At 70.2% G+C, this 22,398-nt stretch carries 22 protein-coding genes; 9 read left to right on the top strand and 13 right to left on the bottom strand.

What is annotated here, in order from left to right:
• Positions 1-129: 129 nt before the first annotated feature.
• The 4 genes from P0084_RS15925 to P0084_RS15910 all read right to left on the bottom strand — a co-directional run bounded on the left by P0084_RS15925 (position 130) and on the right by P0084_RS15910 (position 4,160).
• Positions 130-576: an RbsD/FucU family protein gene (locus P0084_RS15925; RefSeq protein WP_308917867.1), complete on the bottom strand. Its 447-nt coding sequence runs from the start codon at positions 574-576 to the stop codon at positions 130-132.
• Positions 577-601: 25 nt separating this feature from the next.
• Positions 602-1,663, bottom strand: a complete 1,062-nt coding sequence (locus tag P0084_RS15920; RefSeq protein ID WP_308917866.1) for an ABC transporter ATP-binding protein — start codon at positions 1,661-1,663, stop codon at positions 602-604.
• Between the two features lie 111 nt (positions 1,664-1,774).
• Positions 1,775-3,415, bottom strand: coding sequence for a flotillin family protein (locus P0084_RS15915; RefSeq protein WP_308917865.1), 1,641 nt, complete (start codon positions 3,413-3,415; stop codon positions 1,775-1,777).
• A gap of 13 nt (positions 3,416-3,428) precedes the next feature.
• A complete protein-coding gene (locus P0084_RS15910; protein WP_308917864.1) occupies positions 3,429-4,160 on the bottom strand; it encodes an OB-fold-containig protein in 732 nt (243 codons plus the stop codon).
• A gap of 100 nt (positions 4,161-4,260) precedes the next feature.
• Here P0084_RS15910 and P0084_RS15905 point away from each other — a divergent pair, with 100 nt between their 5' ends.
• Positions 4,261-5,925 (top strand): type 2 periplasmic-binding domain-containing protein, encoded by a 1,665-nt coding sequence (locus tag P0084_RS15905; protein ID WP_308917863.1) that lies wholly within the window; start codon positions 4,261-4,263, stop codon positions 5,923-5,925.
• 61 nt (positions 5,926-5,986) lie between these two features.
• Here the strand turns inward: P0084_RS15905 and P0084_RS15900 are convergent, their stop codons facing one another.
• Positions 5,987-7,189: an MFS transporter gene (locus P0084_RS15900; RefSeq protein WP_308917862.1), complete on the bottom strand. Its 1,203-nt coding sequence runs from the start codon at positions 7,187-7,189 to the stop codon at positions 5,987-5,989.
• Positions 7,190-7,553: 364 nt separating this feature from the next.
• Between P0084_RS15900 and P0084_RS15895 the strand changes: the two genes are divergently transcribed.
• Genes P0084_RS15895 through P0084_RS15875 form a run of 5 tightly spaced genes read left to right on the top strand, consistent with a single transcriptional unit; the run spans position 7,554 to position 11,228 of the window.
• Positions 7,554-7,859 carry a Uma2 family endonuclease gene (locus tag P0084_RS15895; protein WP_308917861.1) on the top strand — a complete coding sequence of 102 codons (306 nt, stop codon included), beginning with the start codon at positions 7,554-7,556 and terminating at the stop codon, positions 7,857-7,859.
• 33 nt (positions 7,860-7,892) lie between these two features.
• Positions 7,893-8,984 carry a carbohydrate ABC transporter permease gene (locus P0084_RS15890; protein WP_308917860.1) on the top strand — a complete coding sequence of 364 codons (1,092 nt, stop codon included), beginning with the start codon at positions 7,893-7,895 and terminating at the stop codon, positions 8,982-8,984.
• A complete protein-coding gene (locus P0084_RS15885; protein WP_308917859.1) occupies positions 8,981-9,913 on the top strand; it encodes a carbohydrate ABC transporter permease in 933 nt (310 codons plus the stop codon). Before P0084_RS15890 ends, P0084_RS15885 begins: the two co-directional genes overlap by 4 nt.
• Complete coding sequence (locus P0084_RS15880; protein ID WP_308917858.1) at positions 9,910-10,905, top strand: S8 family serine peptidase; 996 nt, start codon at positions 9,910-9,912, stop codon at positions 10,903-10,905. Before P0084_RS15885 ends, P0084_RS15880 begins: the two co-directional genes overlap by 4 nt.
• Positions 10,902-11,228 (top strand): hypothetical protein, encoded by a 327-nt coding sequence (locus P0084_RS15875; protein WP_308917857.1) that lies wholly within the window; start codon positions 10,902-10,904, stop codon positions 11,226-11,228. Before P0084_RS15880 ends, P0084_RS15875 begins: the two co-directional genes overlap by 4 nt.
• Positions 11,229-11,290: 62 nt before the next feature.
• Here the strand turns inward: P0084_RS15875 and P0084_RS15870 are convergent, their stop codons facing one another.
• Positions 11,291-12,262: a glycine betaine ABC transporter substrate-binding protein gene (locus tag P0084_RS15870; RefSeq protein WP_308917856.1), complete on the bottom strand. Its 972-nt coding sequence runs from the start codon at positions 12,260-12,262 to the stop codon at positions 11,291-11,293.
• Between the two features lie 262 nt (positions 12,263-12,524).
• Entirely contained in the window at positions 12,525-14,000 is a 1,476-nt protein-coding gene (locus P0084_RS15865; RefSeq protein WP_308917855.1) for an FGGY-family carbohydrate kinase, read from the bottom strand.
• 80 nt (positions 14,001-14,080) lie between these two features.
• Here P0084_RS15865 and P0084_RS15860 point away from each other — a divergent pair, with 80 nt between their 5' ends.
• Together P0084_RS15860 and P0084_RS15855 are read left to right on the top strand one after the other, a co-directional pair.
• Positions 14,081-15,106: an aldo/keto reductase gene (locus tag P0084_RS15860; protein WP_308917854.1), complete on the top strand. Its 1,026-nt coding sequence runs from the start codon at positions 14,081-14,083 to the stop codon at positions 15,104-15,106.
• A complete protein-coding gene (locus P0084_RS15855) occupies positions 15,103-15,927 on the top strand; it encodes an amidohydrolase family protein (RefSeq protein WP_308917853.1) in 825 nt (274 codons plus the stop codon). The genes P0084_RS15860 and P0084_RS15855 overlap by 4 nt, the downstream gene beginning before the upstream one ends.
• 55 nt (positions 15,928-15,982) lie before the next feature.
• Here the strand turns inward: P0084_RS15855 and P0084_RS15850 are convergent, their stop codons facing one another.
• The 6 genes from P0084_RS15850 to P0084_RS15825 form a co-directional block, all read right to left on the bottom strand.
• Positions 15,983-16,375: a type II toxin-antitoxin system VapC family toxin gene (locus P0084_RS15850; protein ID WP_308917852.1), complete on the bottom strand. Its 393-nt coding sequence runs from the start codon at positions 16,373-16,375 to the stop codon at positions 15,983-15,985.
• Positions 16,372-16,614 (bottom strand): type II toxin-antitoxin system Phd/YefM family antitoxin, encoded by a 243-nt coding sequence (locus P0084_RS15845; protein ID WP_308917851.1) that lies wholly within the window; start codon positions 16,612-16,614, stop codon positions 16,372-16,374. The genes P0084_RS15850 and P0084_RS15845 overlap by 4 nt, the downstream gene beginning before the upstream one ends.
• Before the next feature lie 28 nt (positions 16,615-16,642).
• The gene (locus tag P0084_RS15840; RefSeq protein WP_308917850.1) at positions 16,643-17,464 is read right to left on the bottom strand and encodes a PfkB family carbohydrate kinase; all 822 of its coding nucleotides are present in this window, start codon (positions 17,462-17,464) and stop codon (positions 16,643-16,645) included.
• Positions 17,457-18,422, bottom strand: coding sequence for a sugar phosphate isomerase/epimerase family protein (locus P0084_RS15835; protein ID WP_308917849.1), 966 nt, complete (start codon positions 18,420-18,422; stop codon positions 17,457-17,459). Before P0084_RS15835 ends, P0084_RS15840 begins: the two co-directional genes overlap by 8 nt.
• 135 nt (positions 18,423-18,557) lie before the next feature.
• A complete protein-coding gene (locus tag P0084_RS15830) occupies positions 18,558-19,505 on the bottom strand; it encodes a ParB/RepB/Spo0J family partition protein (protein ID WP_308917848.1) in 948 nt (315 codons plus the stop codon).
• A gap of 25 nt (positions 19,506-19,530) precedes the next feature.
• Positions 19,531-20,733, bottom strand: a complete 1,203-nt coding sequence (locus P0084_RS15825; RefSeq protein ID WP_308917847.1) for an AAA family ATPase — start codon at positions 20,731-20,733, stop codon at positions 19,531-19,533.
• 575 nt (positions 20,734-21,308) lie between these two features.
• Between P0084_RS15825 and P0084_RS15820 the strand changes: the two genes are divergently transcribed.
• The gene (locus tag P0084_RS15820) at positions 21,309-22,343 is read left to right on the top strand and encodes a RepB family plasmid replication initiator protein (protein WP_308917846.1); all 1,035 of its coding nucleotides are present in this window, start codon (positions 21,309-21,311) and stop codon (positions 22,341-22,343) included.
• Positions 22,344-22,398: the final 55 nt, after the last annotated feature.

Raw genomic sequence — 22,398 nt, 5'->3', positions numbered from 1 at the left:
ACCGCCTGGTTCGACCCCTTGCCGCCCGGACCCAGCGCGAAGGACCGGCCCAGGATCGTCTCGCCCATGCGCGGCTGGCGGTCGGCGCGATAGGCGGTGTCGGCGACAAAGACGCCCAGGACGACGACGTCACTCATCGGGACCGACCACGCCCTTGCGCAGCATGACGCAGCCGTAGAACCGCCGCTCGCCCGTCTGGATCACCGCATAGGCGTCGCGCGCCAGGTCGTAGAAGGCGAAGCGCTCGATCGGCACCATCGCGCGGTCCTCGCCCGTTGCGGCGATGGCGGCCTGCACCTCCCCCTGCACGTCCGGCACGGTGTCGGGTTCGCCCACCACCTCCATGCGGCCCGCGAAGTCGTCCACGAACGTGTCCAGCGGCAGGACCGACAGGACGGCGCGCGCGACGTCGGCCATGGGTCGGTCGATGCGCAGAAGCTCGCCGTGGACGGTGTCCCGCGCGATGGCGTCGGACGGGAAGTTGGTGTCCGACAGGATCAGCATGTCGCCGTGGCCCATGGCGCGCAGGGCATACAGGACGTCGGCGTTCAGGATGGGGTCGATGCCTTTCAGCATGGGTGCGGCTCCTTCGGGGGCGGGATCAGGCGGGTTCGGACAAACGGACGCCGCTGTCGGCGTCGAAGACGTGGACGCGGCCCGGTTCGGGCATCAGGTGGATCGTCTCGCCGGGGCGCACGGCCGGGCGGTCGCGGGTCACGGCCGTCACCTCGCCCCCCGTGCCTTCGCCCAGCCTGGCCACGATATGCGTTTCCGAGCCCGTGGGCTCGATCACGCTGACGGTGGCAGGCAGGCCCCGGTCGCCCAGGACCAGATGCTCGGGGCGCATCCCCAGCGTCACGGGCCGTCCCTCCGGGGCGCCGTCCACGGGGATCGTCACGCCGCCCACGTCGGCGGCGCCCCCCGTGCCGCGCGCGGCGATCAGGTTCATCGACGGCGAGCCGATGAAGCTCGCCACGAAGGCGTTGGCCGGCCGGTCATAGAGGTCGAGCGGGGAGCCGACCTGCTCGATCCGCCCTCCCTGCAGGACGACGATCTTGTCGGCCATCGTCATCGCCTCGATCTGGTCGTGCGTGACGTAGACGGTCGTGGTCGACAGCCGCTGGTGCAGCTCGCGGATCTCGGTGCGCATCTGGACGCGCAGCTTGGCGTCGAGGTTGGACAGGGGCTCGTCGAATAGGAACACCTGCGGGTCGCGCACGATGGCGCGGCCCATCGCCACCCGCTGCCGCTGCCCGCCCGACAAGGCGCGGGGATAGCGGTCCAGGTACTCGGTCAGCCCCAGGATGGATGCGGCGCGGTCCACCCGCTCCGAGATCTCCGCCCGGGGCATCCGCGCCATGCGCAGGCTGAACGCCATGTTCGCCCGCACGGTCTTGTGGGGGTAGAGGGCGTAGTTCTGGAACACCATCGCGATGTCGCGCCGCGCGGGCGCCAGGTTGTTCACCACCCGGTCCCCAATGGCGATGGTGCCCCCGCTGATCCCTTCGAGCCCCGCGATCATCCGCAACAGCGTGGACTTGCCGCAGCCCGACGGGCCGACCAGCACCACGAACTCGCCATCGAGGATGTCGATGTCCAACCCGTGGATCACCTGCGTCGCGCCATAGCTCTTGCGCAGGTCGCGGATCGTCACGTTCGCCATGTGGCCCCCCCGAGGTCGTGGCCGGACGCTAGCGGGGCGGGGAAGCGGTGGCCAGACGGTTGTTGCCGAACGGTGTAGGACCGGGATCGCCGCCCTTGCTGGCCGCGCCCCCTACTCCGCCGCGTCCAGCCGCTTGGGATCGGACGGGGTGTCGTCGCCCGGTCCCTCGCCGGTCCGGGCATCGCCCGTGCCGTCCAGATCCAGGCCGGACAGCCCCTTCTCCATCGACAGGCCCAGCTCCTCGCCCAGCTTGCGCAGGGCGGGCATCTGCACGGCCATGCCCATGATCGAATCGAGCGCCTGGTTCACGACGGGCTTGCCGCCGTCGCCCGCGCCGCCGCCGGCGCCACCGGTCAGGCCGCCGACCTGATGGATGCGGATGGAGTCGATCTTCTCGGCCGGCTTGACCATCTGCTCGACGATGCCCGGCATCGCCTCCAGGCGGGCCATCTGCAGCTTCATCGCGACGATCTCGGCCGATAGGGCGTTCTCGGCGGCGACGATCTTCTCGCGCCCCTCGGCCTCCGCGACCATGTCGGCGCGCTTGGCGTCCGCGCGGATGGTGATGGCGTCGGCTTCCGCGCGCGCCTCCTCGCGGCGGGCGTCGGCGCGGTCCTGGGCCGCGTCCTTCTCGGCGGCGGCGGACAAACGCAGACGCGTCGCCTCGCGCTCGGCCTCCCGCGCGGCGTCGATCAGGGCGATGCGCTTGGCGCGCTCCGCCTGCTCGATGGTGCGCGCGGTCTCGATCTGCTCGCGGGCGCGCTCGGCCTCCGCCCGGGCGGCGTCCGCGGACGCACGCGCGCGGCTCTCCTCCTCGGACTTCTGGTTGACGATGATCTGGCGTTCCTGCTCCGCGACCTCCACGGCGCGGTCGCGGTCGATCTCGGCGGCCTTGATGGCCTGCTCGCGGGCGACGCGCGCGGCCTCCCGCTCGCGCATCGAATCCTCGCGCCGCCTGGCCAGCTCCGCCTCCTGCGCGGCCTCCAGCGTTTCCAGCTCCTGGACCTGCGCGATGGACGCGGCCTTCTCGTCGCGCTCGATCTCCAACCCCCGCTTGGCGGCGGTCAGGGCGGCGGCGCGGACGGCGATCTCGGCGTCGGCGTCGATCTCGGCGCGCTCCTTCTTGGACCGGGCGATGACCTCCGCCAAGCGGCGCATGCCGACCGCGTTGAAGGCGTTGTTCTCGTCCAGCGCCTCGAACGGGGTCTGGTCCAGGGCCGTCAGCGACACCGATTCCAAGCCGAGGCCGTTCTTCAGCAGGTCCTCCGACACAGCGTTCTGCACCTCCTGCACGAAGTCGGAGCGGTTCTCGTGCAGCTCGTCCATGGTCATCTGCGCGGCCACGGCGCGCAAACCGTCGATCAGCTTGCCCTCGATCATCTCGCGCAGCTGCTCGACGTCGAAGGTGCGGTCGCCCAGCGTCTGCGCGGCGCGGCTGATCCCCTCCTCCGTGGGCGCCACGGAGACGTAGAACTCCACGCCCACGTCCACGCGCATCCGGTCCTTGGTGATCAGCGCCGCATCCCCCGCGCGCGCCACCTCCAGGCGCAGGGTCTTCATGTTGACCTTCGCGACCTCGTGGAACAGCGGCAGCACCAGGGCGCCCCCGTCCAGCACGACCTTGCGGCCCCCCAGGCCGGTGCGCACCAGGCTGACCTCGCGCGAGGTACGGCGGTACAGCCGCGCGGTGATCAGCGCCACCAGGAGGAGGGCCACCAGCACGATGCCGGCGATGGACAATATCTCGGTCATGGCGAGGTCCCTTTCATTCCAACGAAACGATGCGCAGCGCGGCGGCCCGGCGGTCCCAGACGGTCAGCACGGCCGTCCCCTGCGGGATGGCGTCGGCCTCGCGCAAGGGTTCGGCCCGCACCCAATGGGTGTTGCCGTACCGGTCCACGACCCGCAACTCGGCCGGACGCCCCCGTCGCGCGGTGCCCTGGCTGACCGTGCCCCGCCGGCGGGCCAGCTGCCGCGGGTCCAAGGCCGCCGTCTCCAACCGGGGCACGGCGCGCGCGAAGATGCCGGCGAAGGCCCGCGCCGCGCCCAGTCCCGAGGCCGCGGCCACCGGCACCGCGACCCACAGGGTCCACGGCCCCGTCGCCTGCACCAGGAGGCCGCCGATGGCGAACCCCGCCAGCGCCGCGGTCAGCCAGATCAGGAACGGGACCCGGCCCAGCCCGGTCCAGTGGCCCGTCCCGGCCCCGGCCGCGGCCGGTCCGTCGCCATCGGCCAGCTCGAACCCCGCGGGCGCGGCGGTCCCGGCGTCGAGCGCGTCCAGTTCGGCCGCGCCGAGATCGGGCACCTCGGCCACCGCGTCGGGGCCGTCGGCGTCCCCCAGGAGGGAGACGCCGGTCACCAGGAGCAGCACCTCCAGTGCTAGCAATCCCAGCAGGATCGCCACGGCGGCGGAGAACGGCACATAGGGCGGGGACGTCAGCAGGTCGTACATGTCTGATGCGGGATCCCACATCCCCGCCTCCGGCGGAAGGGTCATGCGTGCGGATGGTTACGGGCCCGCTTGACACGTCCCGACCCCCCGGCAAGGGTTCGGCCATGCCGCGCCCAACAGCCGCGCGACGATCTGGGAGGGTCACATGAAGCATCGCATCTACGAGCATTTCCTGCGCACTGGAAAGCTGAACCGCCGGGCCATGCTGAAGGGCGCCGCCGCCTCCGCCGGCCTGGCCGCCACCGGCCTGCCGGGCGTGGCGATGGCCGACGGCCATTCCAACCTGCGCGCCGAGATCCTGAAGATCCCCGGCGTGGGCATGGGCAGCCCGACCGACGCCGACTGGCAGCGCGTGGGCGAGATGTGCCTCCAATCGACCCGCGACACCGTGGAGGAAGGCGAATTCGAGGGCGTCGAGCTGACCTTCATGGGGCTCAACAACCAGAACACCCACAACTTCCTGTTCCGCGGCTTCCTGCGCGCGTGGGAGGATTACACCGGCGCGCGGATCAACTGGATCGACCTGGCACAGGCCGACTACAACGCCCGCCTGCAGCAGAGCATCGCGACGGGCACGGTGGACTTCGACATCCTGGAGATGGGCGCGCCGTTCGAAGGCGACGTCCTGGGCCGGGGCATGGCGTCCGAGATGCCCGGGTGGGTCGCCGACATCATCGACATGGACGACTACGTCGACTACCTGAAGGCGCCCGTGGGCACCTGGGACGGCAAGACCTACCGCGTGTCGATCGACGGCGATTGCCACACCTTCGCCTATCGCCAGGACTACTACGACAACGCGGAGTTCGCGGATGCCTGGGCGGCATCGGGCGGCGAAGGCCCCTGGGGCCCGCCCGAGACGTGGGACCAGGTCAACGCCCATTCCAAGTTCCTGGCCGGCAAGACCGACCCGCTGACGGGCCTGCCCGCGCACGGCTTCCTCGATCCCCTGAAGGGCTGGGGCGGCTTCGGCTTCTACTTCCTCGAAGACCGCGCGACGCCCATGGCCAAGCATCCCGACGACCCGGCCTGGCTGTTCGACCCCGACACGATGGCGCCGCGGGTCAACAACCCCGCCTTCGTGCAGGCCATCCAGGACGTGATGGACCTGATCGCCACCGAGGGCGCCTATCCCACCGACCAGATCAACGCCGATCCCGGCACCACCGCCTTCCAGCAGTACCTGGCCGGAACGGGTATGGGGCTGACCTGGTGGGGCGACGTCGGGGCCGGCGCGCGCACCTCCGACACCTCCGTCGTGGGCGAGGTCGCGGCGTTCAGCACGAACCCGGCGGCGAACCGCGTCTGGAACAGCCGGACCGGCGAATGGGAGGACGGGCGCAACGAGTCCCCCAACCTGGCCTATATCGGCTGGGGCGTGTACGTCATGGCCCGCACGGAGGAGGACGCGCGCCGGAACAAGGCGGCGTGGTCGGCCGCGGCGCATCTGGGCGGCAAGGACCTGTCGCTCTGGGCGTCGGCCTATCCGTCGGGGTTCCAGCCCTATCGCAACAGCCACTTCCAGTACGAGGAATGGGAGGAGGCGGGCTACGACCGCGCCTATGTCGAGGACTTCCTCGGCGCCAACGCGGACAGCTACAACCACCCCAACGGCGCCATCGAACCGCGCATCCCCGGCATCTTCCAGTACTATTCCGTGGCAGAGGACGAGCTGGCGAAGGGCTATGCCGGCCAGTACGGATCCGCGCAGGAAACGGCGGACGCCATCGCCGCGGCCTGGGAGGAGATCACCGACCAGATAGGCCGCGACAGCCAGATCGCGCTGTATCGGGCGTCCTTGGGGCTGTGACCGACACGCGGACGGGCGGACCCCCCGGTCCGTCCGTCCGCAACCCCGGCCGTTCCGGCGGTCAGGCCCCCGCCCGCGCGGCCCGGCCGAACCACAACAGCGTCGCCGCCGTGGCCGCCACGACGGGCAGGGCCGCCAGCGTCAGCACCGTCCAGCCGAACCCCGCCACCAGCGCGCCCGATGCGAAGGCGCACAGGGTCGACGCCAACGCGATGGCCGTGTCGTTGACCCCCTGTGCCGCGGCGCGTTCCTCCGGCGCCAGGGCGTCGGCCAGCAGGCTGGTCGCGCCGATGAAGCCGAAGTTCCACCCCACCCCCAGGACGATCAGGGCCAGGTAGAAATGCGTCAGCGTCAGGCCCGCCGCCGCGATCGACGCGGCCACGGCGAGCAGCGCCAGCCCGGCCAGCACGATCGAGGTGGCGCCGAACCGCTTGATCAGGAACCCGGTCGCGAAGGACGGCGCGAACATCGCCACCACGTGCCAGCCGACCACGGCGGCCCCCGTCGCCGCGTCGAACCCGCAGCCGACCATGACGATGGGCGTGGGCACCATCAACAGCACCATGACGCCCTGGCTGACCGCGCCCGCGAACACCGCCAGCGCCACCGGCCGCCGCCGCAGGACGGCCCGCACGTCCACCCGCGGCGCGGCGATGCCCGCCGCCGCGGGCGCCCGCCCCAGCCCGCGCAGGAACAGCAGCGGCACGGTCCCCAGCACCGCCAAGCCCACGATCGCGCCATACGCCCCCGCCAGGGGCAGCGCCGGGACCAGGCCTTGGGTTGCCGCGAACACCTCCGGCCCCGCGAGCGCCGCAACAAGGCCGGAGGTCAGCATCAGCGAGATGGCGACCGACCGCCATCGGTCGGGCACGACCTCCGCCGCGGCGAAGCGGAAGAACTGGAAGCAGGCCAGCGCCGCCCCGAGGAGCGCGTGCCCGACCAGCAGCAGCGCGAAGCTGGACTGCATCATGCCCGCCAGCCCCAATGCCCCGCCGGCGGCGGCGCAGGCCGCGCCCAGCACGAAGCCCGCCTGCCGCCCGAACCGCCCCATCAGCAGCGAGAACGGCGGCGCCGTCGCCAGCCCCGCCAGCGTCGAAACGGATGTCGGCAACGTCGCCAGGCCCGGCGTCGGTGCCAGCGCGAGGCCGGCCAGGCCGCCCAGCACGATCATCATCGGCAACGCCGTCCCCAGCACCGCGTTCGCCCCCAGGAGAAGCGCGAAGTTGCCCGGGCCCGCGGGCGGGACCCGTTCGATGGCCGTCATGGGGACCCCTCCCTGCCGTCGCCCTGGAACGCCCCGGCCACCTGAGGGCTGAGTCGGGCCGGCGGGCGAACTATCGTTGCACCATGACCCGCCTGGACCGCATCGCCAAGCGTCCCGCGACCTACGACGACGTCTTTGCCGCGCCCGCGGGCATGGTGGCCGAGCCGATCCACGGCGCCCTGAACCTGCACCCCGCCCCGCTTCGCCGCATGGCCTTGCCAACAGCGGATCGACCAGCCTCATCGGTTACCGTTTCCAGTATGGCCCCGGCGAGCCCGGCGGATGGACGATCATCGAGGGACCCGAACTCCACCTGGGCCCGGACGTCCTCGCCCCCGACATCGCCGGTTGACGACGCGAAACGATGCCGACGTTCGAGGTGGTCCCCCATCGCACCACCGTCCCCGACTGGGTGTGCGAGGTCCTGTCCCCCTCGACCCGGCGGCGCGATCTCGTCGACGAGCGCCGCGTCTACCGCGAATGGGGCGTGGGCCATTTCTGGATCGTCGATCCGGCGGCCGAGATCCTCGAAGGCTTCCGCCTGACCGCTGAGGGCTGGACCCTGACCGGCACGTTCGAGGGCGACGACACCGTGGCGCTCGAACCCTTCGCCGCCGCGCCGTTCGGACTGGCCGCGCTGTGGCCGCCCCTGCCCGCGCGCGACGGCTAGGCAGGGGGCCCCGCCCCCGCTAACGTCCCGCGCATGAGCCTGCACATCGTCACCGACGACGACATCTCGGACGGACGCGCGCGCCGGGGCCGCCTGATGATCTGGGGCAGCCTGGCGCTGCTGGTCGTCGTGGCCCTGGTCCAGTGGCTGGACCGATCCGGCGCGCTGGATCTGGGCCTGACGTCGTGGCGCCCGACCCTTTATGCGTTCCTGTTCTTCGCGACGATGCTGTGCTGGGCGCAGGTCGTCGCGAAGGGCGAGCAAGGCAAGCGCGTCCTGTTCGTGCTGCCCGCGGCCCTGTTCGTCGGCGCGCTGGTGGTGTTCCCGCTGATCTTCGGGGTGGGCATCGCGCTGTCCGACTGGAACCTCGCCTCGCCCGACGGGCGGCAGTTCAACGGGCTCGACAACCTGCGCCAGGCGTTCGCGGACCCGTTCTATCTGAACGCGCTGTGGAACATGGTCCTCTACACCGCGGCCATCGGGGTCGAGTACGTCATCGCCTTCGGGCTGGCGCTGCTGCTGAACGCGGACATCCGGGCGCGCAAGTTCTTCCGCGTGGCGTTCCTGCTGCCGCTGATGCTGTCGCCGGTCGCCGTGTCGTGGATGATCGGTAAGTCCATGTTCGAGCCGCGCTTCGGCCCCATGGCCCGCCTGGCGCGAGAGCTCGGGTGGGACACGCCGTCCTTCTTCGGCGACCCCACGATCGCACGGCTGATGATCATGGCGATGGATGCGTGGACCTTCATCCCCTTCATGATGATCATGCTGCTGGCCGGCCTGCAGGCCATCCCGTCCGAGCTGCGCGAGGCCGCGGAGGTCGACGGCGCGTCCCCCTGGCGCCGCTTCTGGGAGATCACGTTCCCCCTGATGCTGCCCGTCAGCATCACCGCCATCCTGATCCGCATCATCTTCAAGCTGAAGCTGGCCGACATCGTCATCAACATCACGTCGGGCGGGCCGGGGGGCGCCACCGACACCGTGACCAGCTTCATCTTCCGCGAATACCGCGACCGGTCGAACGTGGGCTACGGGACGATGCTGGCCTTCATCTACCTCGTGCTGATCGTCGTCGCGATGACCGTGCTGATGAAGGCCACCGAACGCTGGACGAAGCCGCACGCATGACCACCGCATCCGACGACAGCCAGATCTTCCACGACGCGCCCGCCGACCGTGCGTTCCGACCGGGCTTCGTGCTGGGCAAGGTCGGGATCTACGCCCTGCTGATCGCCTGGGCGGTGGTCTGCCTGTTCCCGATCTACTGGACGGTCACGACCTCGTTCAAGGCGGCCCCCGACGTGATGCAGGGCAACCTGATCCCCTACGTCGACTTCGAGCCGAAGCGCCTGGGCTGGCGCGCGCTCGGCCTGTCGCCCGACACGATAGGCCAGGTCTCCACCCCCCGGCAGGAGTTCCTGCGCCGGTTCTGGAACTCGACGATCATCTCCGTGTCCGCGTCCCTCCTGGCGGTGGTGCTGGGGGCCTGCGCCGCCTACGGCCTGTCGCGGTTCCAGTACCGGTTCGGGCCGATGCGCAACGGCGACATCAGCTTCTTCTTCCTCAGCCAGCTGATCCTGCCGCCCGTGGTGCTGGCCCTGCCCTTCCTCATCCTCTACCGCGAGCTCGACATGCTCGACAGCCGGATCGGGCTGATCCTGCTCTACACGCTGACGGTCCTGCCCATCGTGATCTGGATCATGCGCGACCAGTTCGCCGCCATCCCCACCGAGCTGGAGGAGGCCGCCATGGTCGACGGCCTTGGCGTGTGGGGCGCGTTCCTGACGATCATCCTGCCCATCGCCCTGCCCGGCATGGTTGCGGCCTTCATCCTGTCCCTGGTCCTGACCTGGAACGAGTACTTCTTCGCGGCCCTGCTGACGTCCACGCACGCCAACACCCTGCCCGTCATGGTGGCGTCCCAGACCGGCAGCCAGGGCATATCGTGGTGGTCCATGGCCGCCCTGTCCTTCGCTGCGATCCTGCCCCTGATCGCCATCGGCATCCTTCTGGAGCGGTTCATCATCAAGGGCATGGCGGCCGGCGCGGTGAAGTGAACGGCGACGCCGGGCGCATCGTGCCCCTGGGCGGGGCGGACATCGCCGCCCGCGTCCTGCGCCGCTACGACCCCGGCACGCGCCGCCTGACGCTCGACCGGACCGGTCCGTTCTGGGACGCCGTCCGCCTGGCGTGGTGGCGGGGCGAGACGGGCGAGGGGCGCACGGTCGCGATCATAGACGATGGCTTCGATCCGGACGCCTTCCCGCCCGGCGCCCTCGCCTGGCCAAACCCGGACCCCGCACGCACCACCCACGGCACGGCGGTCGCCCTGCTCGTCGGCGCGGTGGCGCCCGCGGCGCGCCTGGTTCTGGTCCCCACCGCCTACGCGCCGGACCGGATGGCGGACGCCTTCGCCCGGGCCGCGAACGAACGGGGCGCGATCGTCAACCTCAGCTTCGGCATCGGCAGCCCGCTCGCGGACGTGTTCGACCCCCTCGCCTGGCAGCGGGCGGAACGGGCGACGGCCGATTGGCGGCCCGGACCCGACGACGATACCCATTCCTTCTGGGCCCTGTCGCGCGCGGCCCGGCGGGGCAACTGGCGCAACCTCCTGGACCGCCTGCCCCGATCCGACCTGACCGCCCCGGCGGAGGCGCTGGCCGCATCGGGCGCGACGGTCGTGGCGGCGGCGGGCAACCATCGAAGGCGCATCTTCACCCCCACCGCCAGCCCGGCGGTCTTCGCGGCGGGCTTCTTCGGCACGGGGCGCCGCACCACGCCCGACGGGGTCGAGATCGCGTCGTCCACGCCCGGCACGTCGCGCCAGTCACTCTGCGTGGACCTGTCGCTGCCCCGCGCGATCCCCGGCGTGGGGACCAGCTTCGCCGCGCCTCTCTTCGCGGGCTTCGCCGCGCTGATGGACCGGCCCGCCGACCTGTCCGCCTATGCGCGGATGGGATGGTTCGCCGCGATGGCCGACAGCCTGATGGGGGACCTCCGGTCCGGGCGGGGCCCGAAGGCACGATCGAGGCCCAGTCGGCGATCGTGACGTGCATCCTGGTCGCCGGCGGCCTGGCGGCGGTATCGACGTTCGTGGCCACCTGGATCGACCGTCGCAAGGGCGGGCTGGTGATCGATCAGCGTCCGGGGGCCGCGCATCCGATCGCCCGCGACGCGGCCATGCCCTACGGCCACGTCACCGTCTTTCCCGCCGATGGCGGCCCCGCGCGGATCGAGGTGAAGGACGCCGCGAAGGACCCGATGCAGCAGGTGCTCCACGCCATCCTCGACGGCGCGTTCGGCACGGCGGCCGAGGTGGTGAAGGCCGCGAAGGGCGCCCTGGGCGAGGACGGGGTGAAGTCCGTCGACTGACCCCGGCCCCGGCCGCCCCGGGCGGGCGCGGGGGCCCGGACGGACCCGACCGCGCCCGACCCTTACTGCAGCAGCGCCGAAAGACGTTCGCGCGCGGCGTCGTCCACCCAGCCGCCCCAGACCTCCGGATAGGTCGTCAGGAAGTACACCGCCGCCTCCGAGTTGGACGCGCCGTTGTCCTCCTGCCAGGCCAGGACCTCGCCCATCTGGGCGTTGGTGAACCGGACGTTGTTCATCAGCGCGGTGATGGTCGGGTTCTCCGCCTCGAAGGTCGTCGTCACGACCGTCTTGACGGGCACCACCGGATAGGCGGTCACGCCGATGTCCTCGCAGGCGGGGTCGGAGTTGCAGGTGAAGGTCTCCTGGTCGTACTCGCCCAGATCGACCCGCGTCATGTCGTACTTGCCCAGGATGCTCGTCGGCTCCCAGTAGTAGCCGAACCAGGGATCGCCGTTCTCGACCGCGGCCGCCATCGAGGTCGCCAGCGTCTCGCCGGAGCCGTGCTGGAACACCTCGATCCCCGCCTCCTCGAACCCGGCGGCGCGGGCATACGCGGTGGCGGTGTTCTGGCAGGCCCAGCCTTCAGGGCAGCTGTGCAGGCGCCCGCCGACCAGGTCGGGGTTGGCCAGCACGCCGTCGATGGTGGTCAGCTCGGGATGCGCCTCCGCGAGGACGGTGGGGATATAGAAGCCCTGCACGCCGCCGTCCGACAGGACGTCGGCCAGCGTGACGATGGTGCCCGCCGCGGCCAGCTCGTCGTAGCCGGGGTTGCCGTTGGTCCAGACCTCCGTGACGATGTCGGGCTTGCCGGTCTCGGCCACCGATACCATCGCGGGCGTGGTCGAGGACGGCACGACCTGGACGTCGCAGCCATAGCCCTGCGTCATCAGGAAGGTGGACACCTGGGTCACGATCGCGGCGGACGCCCAGTCCATCTCGGTGATGACGACGTCGCCGCAGGCGTCCTGCGCCTGCGCGGCGGCGGGAAGCAGCAGAACGGCCCCGAGGACGGGCAAGGATGCGGTGATCTTCATGGAAACGTCTCCCTCGACGTATGGGATCCCGGGCCGGAACCGGCGCCGCGGGATCGAAGGCCGACCGAGGCTTGGGCCGCGGGATGCGGGCCTTCGGCGGCGAAGGCGGGGCCGGTCCCGCCAGATGCGTCCCAGCAAGCACATCTCCCCAACCCCTGTCCACCGTTCCGCCGCGAAGGAAGGCGCATCGGCGGCACCGTGTCGCGGAAACGTGATCGCGGGGCGCGGCACGGCCACCATCCCCGTCGGGCCGCGCCCCGCGTCACAGCCGGTGCGCGATCCCCTTCGTCCCCTCGTACAGCTCGCGCCACAGGGCGTATTGGCGGGCATAGACGTCACGTGCCACCGGCTCCACCACCCGCTCCACCGGGTTCCAGTCCGCGATCGCGCCGGGGTCCACCGCCCCCACGGCGCAGCCCGCCAGGAAGGCGTCGCCCAGGGACGCGCCCACGCTCGACCGGCACAGGTGCTGCGCTACACCCGTCAGGTCGCCCGTGGCCTGGAGCCATACGGCGTTGCGCACCCCGCCCCCCACAGCCAGCACGCGCGACGGCGCCGCCCCGCCCGCGCGGAACGTCTCGACCACGTGGGCCGTGCCCATGGCGACCCCCTCGCAGGCGGCGCGGAACAGGTGGCCGCGTCCGTGGGTCAGGTTCAGCCCGAAGAACGCGCCCCGCGCCTGCGGGTCCTGGATCGGCGTGCGTTCGCCCGAGAAGTAGGGCAGGCACAGCAGCCCCTCCGCCCCCGGAGGCGTCGCCGCGGCCTCCGCGCACAGCGCGGCGAAGGCGTCGTCGCCCAGCTCGCGGGCCAGGACGTCGCGGAACCAGCGCGTCAGGGTGCCCGACGTCCCCTGCCCCGCCATGGAACACCACGTGCCGGGCCACAGCCACGGCGCGGACCACAGCGCAGCGTCCACCAGCCGGTCGGGCGTGACCTGGATCAGGAACATGCTGGACCCGTACATCACCATCAGGTCGCCCGCGTCGCGCACGCCCACGCTGACGGCCTCCGCGGCGGCGTCGATGGTGCCCGCGGTGACGGGCGTGCCCGGCGCCAGCCCCGTGGCCGCCGCCGCCGCGTCCGTCACCGTTCCCGCCACGTCCGTCGTCCAGACCAGCCGGGGCAACCGGTCCACCTCCACCACGCCCTGGCACATCGCCTCCGACCACGTCCCCGCCCGCGCGTCGTAGAACGGCGTCCACTGCCCGGCCGAATGGTGGTCCAGCACGCGTTCGCCCGTCAGACGACGCACGAGGAAGGTGGTGCAGGTCTCGATCGCCGCCGTGCGGTCCCACAGCGCGGGGCGCTCGTCGCGCAGCCACTGGACCTTGGGGCCGACCGACTGCGTGGTCAGGACGTTGCCGGACACGTCCAGCATCGCGTCCGCGCCCAGCCGTTCCGTCATCGCCGCGATCTGCGCGCCCGCCCGCGCGTCCACCCCGTACAGGATCGCGGGACACAGCGGCGCTCCGTCCCCGTCCACGGGCAGCACGCAGGGCCCGATCCCGCTGACCGCGAGGGCCGCCACCGCCCCCGCATCCACCCCCGCCAGCACGTCCCGGCACAAGGCCACCAGACCGTCCCACCACACGGCGTCCGCGTCGTGCTCCGCCCAGCCGGGCCGGGGCACGTCCATCCGATGGTCGCGCACGGCCTGCGCCACGACCGTCCCGTCGGGCCGTGCCAGCACGGCCTTCCCCTGATACGTGCCGATGTCGATGCCCAGCAGATACGTCATGCCCGCTCCTCCCCGTCCGCGGACGCTAGCGCAGCGGCCCCGGCCCTTCTAGCATGGCGGTCGTATCGGGGAGGACACACATGGCATTGAAGACGCGACACTGGGACCGCAGGGGCGACGGCGGCCTCACCTTCACCGAACTGGGCTTCGGCACGGCGCCCTTGGGCAACCTGTACCGCGCGATCACGGACGACGAGGCCGACGCGATCCTGCAGGCGGCCTGGGACGCGGGCGTGCGCTACTACGACACAGCGCCGCTCTATGGCCTCGGCCTGTCGGAAACGCGGCTGAACCGCTTCCTGCGCGACAAGCCCCGCGACGAGTACGTGCTCAGCACGAAGGTCGGCCGCTATCTCGTGCCCGCCACGGCGGAGTCGCGAGACGGTCACGGCAAGTGGTTCGACGTGCCCAACCGGCGCGAGGTCTACGACTACTCCTACGACGGGGTGATGCGGTCCATCGAGCACAGCTTCGCGCGGCTGGGGGTGGACCGGTTCGACATCCTGTTCGCCCACGACATCGACGTCCCCAACCAGGGCAGCCGCGCCAACGTCCACGCCAAGGTCGACCAGTTGCAAGCGGGCGGCTACCACGCGCTGGAACGCCTGCGCGGCGAGGGCGCGATCAAGGCCTTCGGCGCCGGCGTCAACGAATGGCAGGTGTGCCAGCAACTGGCCGAGCGCGGCGACTACGACCTGTTCCTGCTGGCGGGCCGCTACACCCTGTTGGAGCAGCACGCCCTGGATACGTTCCTGCCATTGTGCGAGGCGCGCGGCATCGGCATCGTGACGGGCGGGCCGTACAATTCGGGCATCCTGGCCACGGGCCCCAAGCCCGGCGCGTTCTACGACTACGACCCCGCGCCGCAGGACGTGCTCGACCGCGTGGCGGCGATCGAACGGGTCTGCGACGCCCACGGCGTGCGTCTGGTCGATGCGGCCTTCCAATTCCCGCTGCTGCATCCCGCCACCGTCAGCGTCATCCCCGGCGGCCAAGGCACGAGTGAGATGGAAGGCAACCTGCAGGCGGCCCGCGCCGAGATCCCCGAAGCCCTGTGGGCCGACCTGAAGGATCAAGGCCTCCTGCGCGGGGACGCGCCGACATGAAGGTCGATGCCCACCACCACCTGTGGCAGCCCCTGCGCGGCGACCACGACTGGATGCCGGACGGGCATCCGATCCTGGACCGCCAATACCGCCCCGCCGACATGGCGCCCCACCTGGCGGCCCACGGCATCGACCGGACCGTGCTGGTCCAGGCCGCCGCCACGCTGCACGAGACCGAGTACATGCTGGGCCTGGCCGACGCGACCGACTGGATCGGCGGCGTCGTGGGCTGGATCGACTTCGAGGATGCCGACCAGCGCCAACAGTTGGAACGCCTGGCCCGGCACCCGAAGTTCAAAGGCGTCCGCCCGATGATCCAGGACATCGCGGACGACGACTGGATGCTGCGCGCGGACGTGGCCTGGGCCTTCGACGCGGTGGCCGACCTGGATTTGTGCTTCGACGCCCTGGGCTTCCCCCATCACCTGCCCAACTTCCACACGGTCCTGACGCGCCACCCCATGCGCGCGGTCATCGACCATTGCATGAAGCCCGACGTGGCGGGCGGCGCCTTCGACGCCTGGGCCGGGGGCATGACCCGCCTGGCGCAGGACACGGAGGCCTGCGTGAAGCTGTCCGGCCTGGTGACGGAGGCGACGGAGGACTGGACCCCGGACGACCTGCGCCCCTACGCGGAGCACGCCCTGTCCGCCTTCGGTCCCGACCGCGTCATGTGGGGCAGCGACTGGCCCGTCTGCCGTTTGCGCGCCGAGTACGGGGATTGGCACGACACCGCCCGCGACCTCTGCGCGGATCTCTCCCCCGCCGACCAGGCCCGCGTCTTCGGCGGCACCGCCGCGCGGTTCTATCGGCTGGAGTAGGCCCCGTCGGGGAACCGCGCATCGCAGGGACGCGCACGGCGTTCCCGGACGGACCCTAGCCGACATCCTCCGCCGGGCTGCCATAACGCAGGACCGCCCGGTCCACCGTCCAGAACGGCAACCGTTCGATCCGCGCCTGCGCCAGCATCAGACGATCGAACGGGTCGCCGTGGAGTGCGGGCAGGTCGGCGACCGCCAAGGCATGCCGTGCTTCGATCGCAAGCTCCCGGTAGCCCGCGGCGAGCAACCCGCGGCGCAATTCGTTCGGATCGACCTCGAAGTCGGCGCGGCCTTGACCCGCCTTGATCGTCACCTCCCACAGGGACGCGACCGAGTATACGGGAGTCAGGGGTCCGTCGGACAAGGCCGCCGCGACGTCACGGGGAAGACGGTGCGGCGCGATCGCTGCCCAAAGCAAAAGATGCGTGTCGAGAAGCGCGCGACTCACTTCGGAATGGCGGTCCCGAACATCTCCGCGATCTCATCGGCGAACATCGTGTCGAAATCGTCGGGGACCGACCCTTTCATGAATCCCATCCGGGGCGTCGCCGTTTCGGCTTCCGCGATGGCCGTCACCTTGACCAAGGGCTTCCCGGCCCGCGCGATGACGAAGTCCTCGCCCTTGGACGCCGCATCGACCAGCCGCGACAGATGCGTCTTCGCTTCGTGCATGTTGACGGTCCGCATGTCTTCGCCTCCGGTTAGTCCGACCAAGTTAGTCCACCGCATCGCGTGCGGCAAGATCCGCCCCGGACACCAGCCGCGCCGCCGCCGCCTGCCCCGCCGCGACGGCGTCGTCCAGCGATGCCCCCCGCGCCAGCGCCGCGGCCAACGTCCCGCAGAACGCGTCCCCAGCCCCGTGGGTGGACACCACCTCCACCGGCGCGGCGGGGAACGTCCGCACTCCGCCCGCATCGCCCAGACGACACCCATCGGCACCCAACGTCTCGATCACCGTAACGCGTCGCCGCAGGGCGTCGATCCCGCCCATCTGCGCCGCCTCCACCCGGTTGACGACCAGCACGTCCGCACGGTCCAGCAGAGCGTCCGGCCCGCCACGGGCCGGCGCGGCGTTCCAGACCAGCGCCACGTCCGCGGGCAGCGACGCGGCGAGCGACAGGTTCGCCGCCTCCGGCACCTCGTTCTGGATCAGCGCGACCCGGCAGCCACGGGGCATCGCGGCCCCCGCGACGGCGGCGTTGGCACCCGTCACCACGACGGCACCGTACTCCCCGCCCGCCGTCTCGATCGCGACCGACATGCCGGACGCGCCGTCCCGAACATCAATGGCGGAACGTTCAATTCCCGCATCGTCCAGCACCCGAAGCATCCGCCGCCCCGCATCGTCGTCGCCCACGGCCCCCGCAAAGGTCACCGCCACACCCGCCCGTGCGGCGGCTAGCGCCTGGTTGCCGCCCTTGCCCCCGAAGCGGTACGCGACCCCCCGTCCCATCAGCGTTTCGTCGAGCGCGGGCAGCCGATCGGCCCGGACCACCACGTCCCAATGCAGCGACCCCATCACCAGGACGTCAGGCACCGTACAGGGCCCGCGCCACGATCCGCTGCGACGCCGCCCCGTCCTGCCGCGCGATGGCGTCGCGCAGGTCCGGCATCGCCCCCACCTCCGCCGCCAGGTCGCGCAGGCGTTCGACCAGCGCCAGGTTGGTGCGCGCCTCCTCCACCGGGTCCAGGCCGCCATGGTCGGGGAACGTGTCGAAATAGATCGCCCCGTCGTAGCCGATCCGGTCCAGCTCGACGAACAGCTCCACCGTGGCGACAGGATGGACGGTGCCCACCATCAGCCCGTCGTCGCGCTTGCCATAGCCGTCGTTCAGATGGACCCCCAGCAGCCGCGACCAGCGATGGATCAGATGCGCCGCGTGGGCCGGCATCTCGTCGGCATACAGCACATGGGCGAAGTCCAACGTCACGCCCAGGTTCGCGCACCCCGCCTCCCGCACGCCCAGGATTGTGGTGCCGACGTCGGGCATCAAGGCATAGGCGCGCGGCTCGTTGGGTTTGTATTCGACGGCGACGTCCAGGTCCGGGTCGTGGTCGGCCACCGCCCGCAGGGCGGCGACCGTGTCGTCCCACATCCGCCCGTACTCGCCCTGCAAGGCGTAGTCGAACCCGTCCTGCCCCATCCACAGCGTCATCACCGTGCCGCCCATGGCCCGGCAGGCATCCATGCCCCGCTTGGTCAGATCCACCGCCGCCTGCTGCACGGACGGGTCGGGGTTGGTGAAGGCCCCGATCTTGAACCCCGGCTCGGTATAGTAGCGCATCGCCAAGCCGTTCAACGCCAGCCCCGCATCCCCCAGCATCTCCGACAACGCGTCCGGGGACTGCCCATCGAAATGGTCGGGATAGTTCAGGTCCGCCGCCGTCAGCCCACCCACGGATCCGGCTGCGGCGATCATGCCCCCGATCCCACCCCCCATCGGCTTGAACGCGTTCAGGCGGGCGGCATAGCGGGGGCGGTTCGGTCTGGTCACGGGGGCGTCCTGTGGCTGTTGCTCCGCCAGCCTAGGGGGGCGGCACGCCCCCGACAATCGCGGCCGCGTTCATGCCGGATGATCCCGTAACACCCTACGTTCAAACGATAATCCGCACGATTGCCAGCTGGCAACTCACCTCCGACGGTCTGCGAGGTACCGCTCCATCGCCGTGCGGATCGACGCATCCGACAGCGAGGCGGGAAATTCCACCGTGACCTTGCGGCCCGTCCGCCTCACCCTGATCGGCGGCTCTCCCGCCTCCCCCGCATAGGTCTTCGCCCCCGCCTTCGGCTTGGGCGCAGCCACTGATGCGGTCAACGCCTTCATCACCGCGCCCGAATCCAGCCCCTGCCCCGCCAGATCCGTCGCGCGGGCCAGCAGCGCCTCCCGCGACGCGCGGTCGTCCAAGTGCTTCTTCAACGTCCGGGCATGTGGTTCGCGGATGTCGCGGACGGACGGAAACGCGGCCACGATCTCGCGCGGCAGACGCGCCATCTGCAGGAACCGCGACAGATAGCCGGGCGACATCTCCAGCCGAGCGGCCATGTCCTTCTGCGACCCGTCGTAATATCGCTCCAACGCGTCCAGGTAGTCGACCGCCCGCTCGTAATCGCTGATGTCCTCGCGGTCGCGGTTCTCGATGTCGGCCAGCCGGAACGCGGCCTCGTCCGTCAGGTCGCGCACCTCGATCAGGTACTTGAACTGCGGATAGTTGTTGGCCCGAAGCCACGTCACCGCGAAGTGCCGCCGTGCCCCGCAGATGACCTCGTAGGGTTGGGCCGCGTCGCCCGTGGCCCGCACGATCGCCGGAAACTCCTGCTGGCCCTGCGACCGGATCCCCTCGATCAGGTCGGCGCAATTCTCCGGCGTCAGCAGGTCATAGGCCCGGTTGTGGCGCGCCCACATCCGGCACGAGGCGGGATCGACGCGTCGCCATGTCTTCTCCTCGATCTCGCCGGACAGGCGTTCGGCCATGCGGTTGGACCGGGTCAGGAACCGCGCCGGGCGCTTCGATTCCGGCACGAGGCCGTCGTTCAACCCGTTCACCGCGTCCAGGATCGCGGAATGCTTGCTGCTCATCGGACGTCCCTTCCCTTTGTGTGTCTCAAAGCACCCCCTCCTTGCGCAGCGCGGCGTGGTGGCTGGGCCAGGTCTTGCGAATCAACGTCTCCACCTCGCGCCCGATGGCGTCGAGATAGGCGCGGCACCGCTTGTGGGTGTCGGTGCGGGTCTGCGGCCCCGTCAGCTCGTAGACGGTGGACAGGTTCGCGGTGGCGTTGTCGATCTCGGCGCTGTCCTTCAGCGTGGCCTGGAGCATGTCCGAAGGGAAGACCGCATCCATCATCCGCTTGATGGCCACGTGCGCGGACTTCTGATCGTTCATCTTCGTCGCCAGGATCTTCACGAAGCTATAGTCGCGCGCGCCCCCGTGCCGGGCGATCTCCGACAGGGTCGCGCCCATCATCTTGAGGAAATGCGCGGTCGAGCCGAAGTCGATGTTGTTGGGCGGCGCGGGGATAAGCAGGGCGTTGGCGGCCCGCAGGACCGACAGGGATATCATCCCCAGCGCGGGCGGCGGGTCCAGCAGGATCACGTCGAATTCGTCCGCGATCGATTCGATCCCTTCGCGCAGACGGTCGAGCACGAGGGTCTGCTCGCGCGCCATGCGGGCCGCGAACTCGTATTCCGCGTCGTACAGACCCAGGTTCGCGGGGATCAACGCGATGCCGGGCCAGTACGTCGCGCGCAGGGCATAGCGCAGGTCCCGCGGCCCACCGTGGCGGAAGAACGGATAGAGCGTGTCCTCCCCCTCGTCGACGTCCACGTCGGGGTTCAGCCCGAAGATCGCGGTCGTCGAAGCCTGACTGTCGCAATCGACCACGCAGACGCGATAGCCCTTCATCGCGAAGTTCTGCGCCAGATGCGTGACCATCGTGGACTTGGCGACGCCGCCCTTGAAGTTCTGCACGGCCAGAACGCAGGCCGGATCCTCCGGGGCGCGGTGGGGCAGGGTGCCGAACACCTGCCGCATCGCGTTGACCTGCGCCAGGGAATAGCCCGTGCGCCGGTTCGTATCCGGGTCCTTGTCGGGCACGGGAAGGCGCCCGTCGCCTTCGGCGTCACGGATGGCCTTCTCCGTCCGTCCGACCATGTCGGCGGCGGTGCGGACGTTGAACCGCAGGTCCAGCCGCTTCTCTGTTCCGGGGGCATAGATCCGGTCCCGCAGCCGTTCGATCACGGTGGCGGCCCGCTCGGACAGGCCTTCCAGTTCGTCCAGTCCAACGCCGGGCAGGGCGGGTCCGTCCATGGCGATGGTCCTACATGCGGAAGGGGTTCGTCGCTTCATCGCAAACGGGGTAGGTCGCAGCAAGTGCGGTTTTTGGTCGGCATCGCCATCAAATACGAACCTTTGCTGATCCTGCCTCTACGGGCGAACCCCGGTCGGTCTCCGCACTCAGAATCGCATCGAAACTCAACGATGACCGCGAGCGCCGTCCCCATCCACCCTAAATCGGATGAAATCACCGCTGCTTCCGATTCACGGGTTCACTTGTTCGCCGTGCATTAAAGCCAATGAAATATGCCCCATTTCACCGTATTACTTACATCCGGGGTGCGGGGACTTACGGATCGGGATGGGGTGGCTTACGTGCGGGGTGGGGTATCGGTACGTTTGGGGTGCGGCCTTATCCACAGGTACCGATTCGTTGCGTGGATGGACGATTCGACTTCCTTTGTGGGCTGTTCCGGGGCACGGGCCGAATCGCCGGCTCCGTGCCAGATACGTGAACCCTTACGTTTTGGGTTTCCACTTACCCCCTGGACCGGCCGGGATCACGCCCATACCATACCTGCGCATCGCACTCGACGTAAGGGATGGGCATGGCGAAGCCTCCGGACCGATACCGCACGCTGGACGCCCGACCCAACGATGGTTCGCTCGTAAAGCCCGGGGAACTAGTCGACGTGGTCGAGGTCACGCCCCTGACCCTGGCTGACCGACGTCTCTACAACCTCCTGCTCGAGAACGCATGGGACGCGATCGACCGGCCCGTTACCCACGTGATCGCGAAGGCCGACCTGCGCGGCACGCATAACAGCAACGACCGGATCGGCGCGTCGGTGGAACGACTGATGTCGGCCATCGTCAAGGTCCAGGTCGTGTGGGACGGCGAGCCTGCCGTGGAGCGCGTGCAACTCCTGGGCGGCAACATCGAAACGCTTCGCGCCGATGGGCTTCTGGAATATGAGATCCCCGCGCGGCTGCGGCAGATCATCGGCAACTCCACCGTCTTCGCCCGCCTCCAGCGCGAGGTGATGTTCGCGCTGACGTCGAAATATGCGCTGACACTCTATGAGATGGTGCAGAAGCGCGGGAACCTGCGTTGGCGATCTTCGGACCGTTTCAGCTTGGACGAGCTGCGCGGCATCCTCGGCGTGCCGAAGGGCAAGCTGACATCCTGGTCCAACCTCAAGCTGCGCTCCATCGATCCGGCCTGCGCGGAGGTGAACCAGCTTTCCGACTACGTGGTGGAGGTGGCGCCGATCAAGACGGGCCGCCGCGTGACCCATGTGGAACTGCGATGGTGGCGCAAGGACGGGGCGGGGCAGGGCGCGGCGGAACGGGAACTGGCCTTCTCGAAGGTCGGGCGCCGCGAACGGCGGGACGGACCGCCCGCGGAAGCCCCGGCTCATTCCCCATCCCCCGCCCCGGCCCGTCCGAGCTGGCTCGACGCCCGCGGGGCGGCTCTGCGGACGGAAACCTACGAGACGGCGCGCATGCGCTTTCCGGGCTATGACATCTATTACGTGGAAGGGGTATGGCGGGACTGGTCCCGGGATCGTGACGCCCCCCGCGATCCCGACCGCGCCTTTTTGGCCTTCTTCCGCACGTTCGCCGAGAAGAACCCGATCTGACGATCCCAATTGCCAGTTGGCAACCTTCGGTAATATCGAACATCGTCAGTATCTT

The sequence above is a fragment of the Jannaschia maritima genome, from assembly GCF_030973515.1.
Classification (GTDB): Bacteria; Pseudomonadota; Alphaproteobacteria; order Rhodobacterales; family Rhodobacteraceae; genus Jannaschia; species Jannaschia maritima.
This window is presented reverse-complemented; position numbering and strand designations above follow the sequence as displayed.

What these genes read in the sequence shown, in the direction of transcription:
- P0084_RS15925 (WP_308917867.1), bottom strand. Translation starts at nt 576, where the DNA reads ATGCTGAAAGGCATCGACCCCATCCTGAACGCCGACGTCCTGTATGCC.
- P0084_RS15920 (WP_308917866.1), bottom strand. Translation starts at nt 1,663, where the DNA reads ATGGCGAACGTGACGATCCGCGACCTGCGCAAGAGCTATGGCGCGACG.
- P0084_RS15915 (WP_308917865.1), bottom strand. Translation starts at nt 3,415, where the DNA reads ATGACCGAGATATTGTCCATCGCCGGCATCGTGCTGGTGGCCCTCCTC.
- P0084_RS15910 (WP_308917864.1), bottom strand. Translation starts at nt 4,160, where the DNA reads ATGACCCTTCCGCCGGAGGCGGGGATGTGGGATCCCGCATCAGACATG.
- P0084_RS15905 (WP_308917863.1), top strand. Translation starts at nt 4,261, where the DNA reads ATGAAGCATCGCATCTACGAGCATTTCCTGCGCACTGGAAAGCTGAAC.
- P0084_RS15900 (WP_308917862.1), bottom strand. Translation starts at nt 7,189, where the DNA reads ATGACGGCCATCGAACGGGTCCCGCCCGCGGGCCCGGGCAACTTCGCG.
- P0084_RS15895 (WP_308917861.1), top strand. Translation starts at nt 7,554, where the DNA reads ATGCCGACGTTCGAGGTGGTCCCCCATCGCACCACCGTCCCCGACTGG.
- P0084_RS15890 (WP_308917860.1), top strand. Translation starts at nt 7,893, where the DNA reads ATGAGCCTGCACATCGTCACCGACGACGACATCTCGGACGGACGCGCG.
- P0084_RS15885 (WP_308917859.1), top strand. Translation starts at nt 8,981, where the DNA reads ATGACCACCGCATCCGACGACAGCCAGATCTTCCACGACGCGCCCGCC.
- P0084_RS15870 (WP_308917856.1), bottom strand. Translation starts at nt 12,262, where the DNA reads ATGAAGATCACCGCATCCTTGCCCGTCCTCGGGGCCGTTCTGCTGCTT.
- P0084_RS15865 (WP_308917855.1), bottom strand. Translation starts at nt 14,000, where the DNA reads ATGACGTATCTGCTGGGCATCGACATCGGCACGTATCAGGGGAAGGCC.
- P0084_RS15860 (WP_308917854.1), top strand. Translation starts at nt 14,081, where the DNA reads ATGGCATTGAAGACGCGACACTGGGACCGCAGGGGCGACGGCGGCCTC.
- P0084_RS15855 (WP_308917853.1), top strand. Translation starts at nt 15,103, where the DNA reads ATGAAGGTCGATGCCCACCACCACCTGTGGCAGCCCCTGCGCGGCGAC.
- P0084_RS15845 (WP_308917851.1), bottom strand. Translation starts at nt 16,614, where the DNA reads ATGCGGACCGTCAACATGCACGAAGCGAAGACGCATCTGTCGCGGCTG.
- P0084_RS15830 (WP_308917848.1), bottom strand. Translation starts at nt 19,505, where the DNA reads ATGAGCAGCAAGCATTCCGCGATCCTGGACGCGGTGAACGGGTTGAAC.
- P0084_RS15825 (WP_308917847.1), bottom strand. Translation starts at nt 20,733, where the DNA reads ATGGACGGACCCGCCCTGCCCGGCGTTGGACTGGACGAACTGGAAGGC.
- P0084_RS15820 (WP_308917846.1), top strand. Translation starts at nt 21,309, where the DNA reads ATGGCGAAGCCTCCGGACCGATACCGCACGCTGGACGCCCGACCCAAC.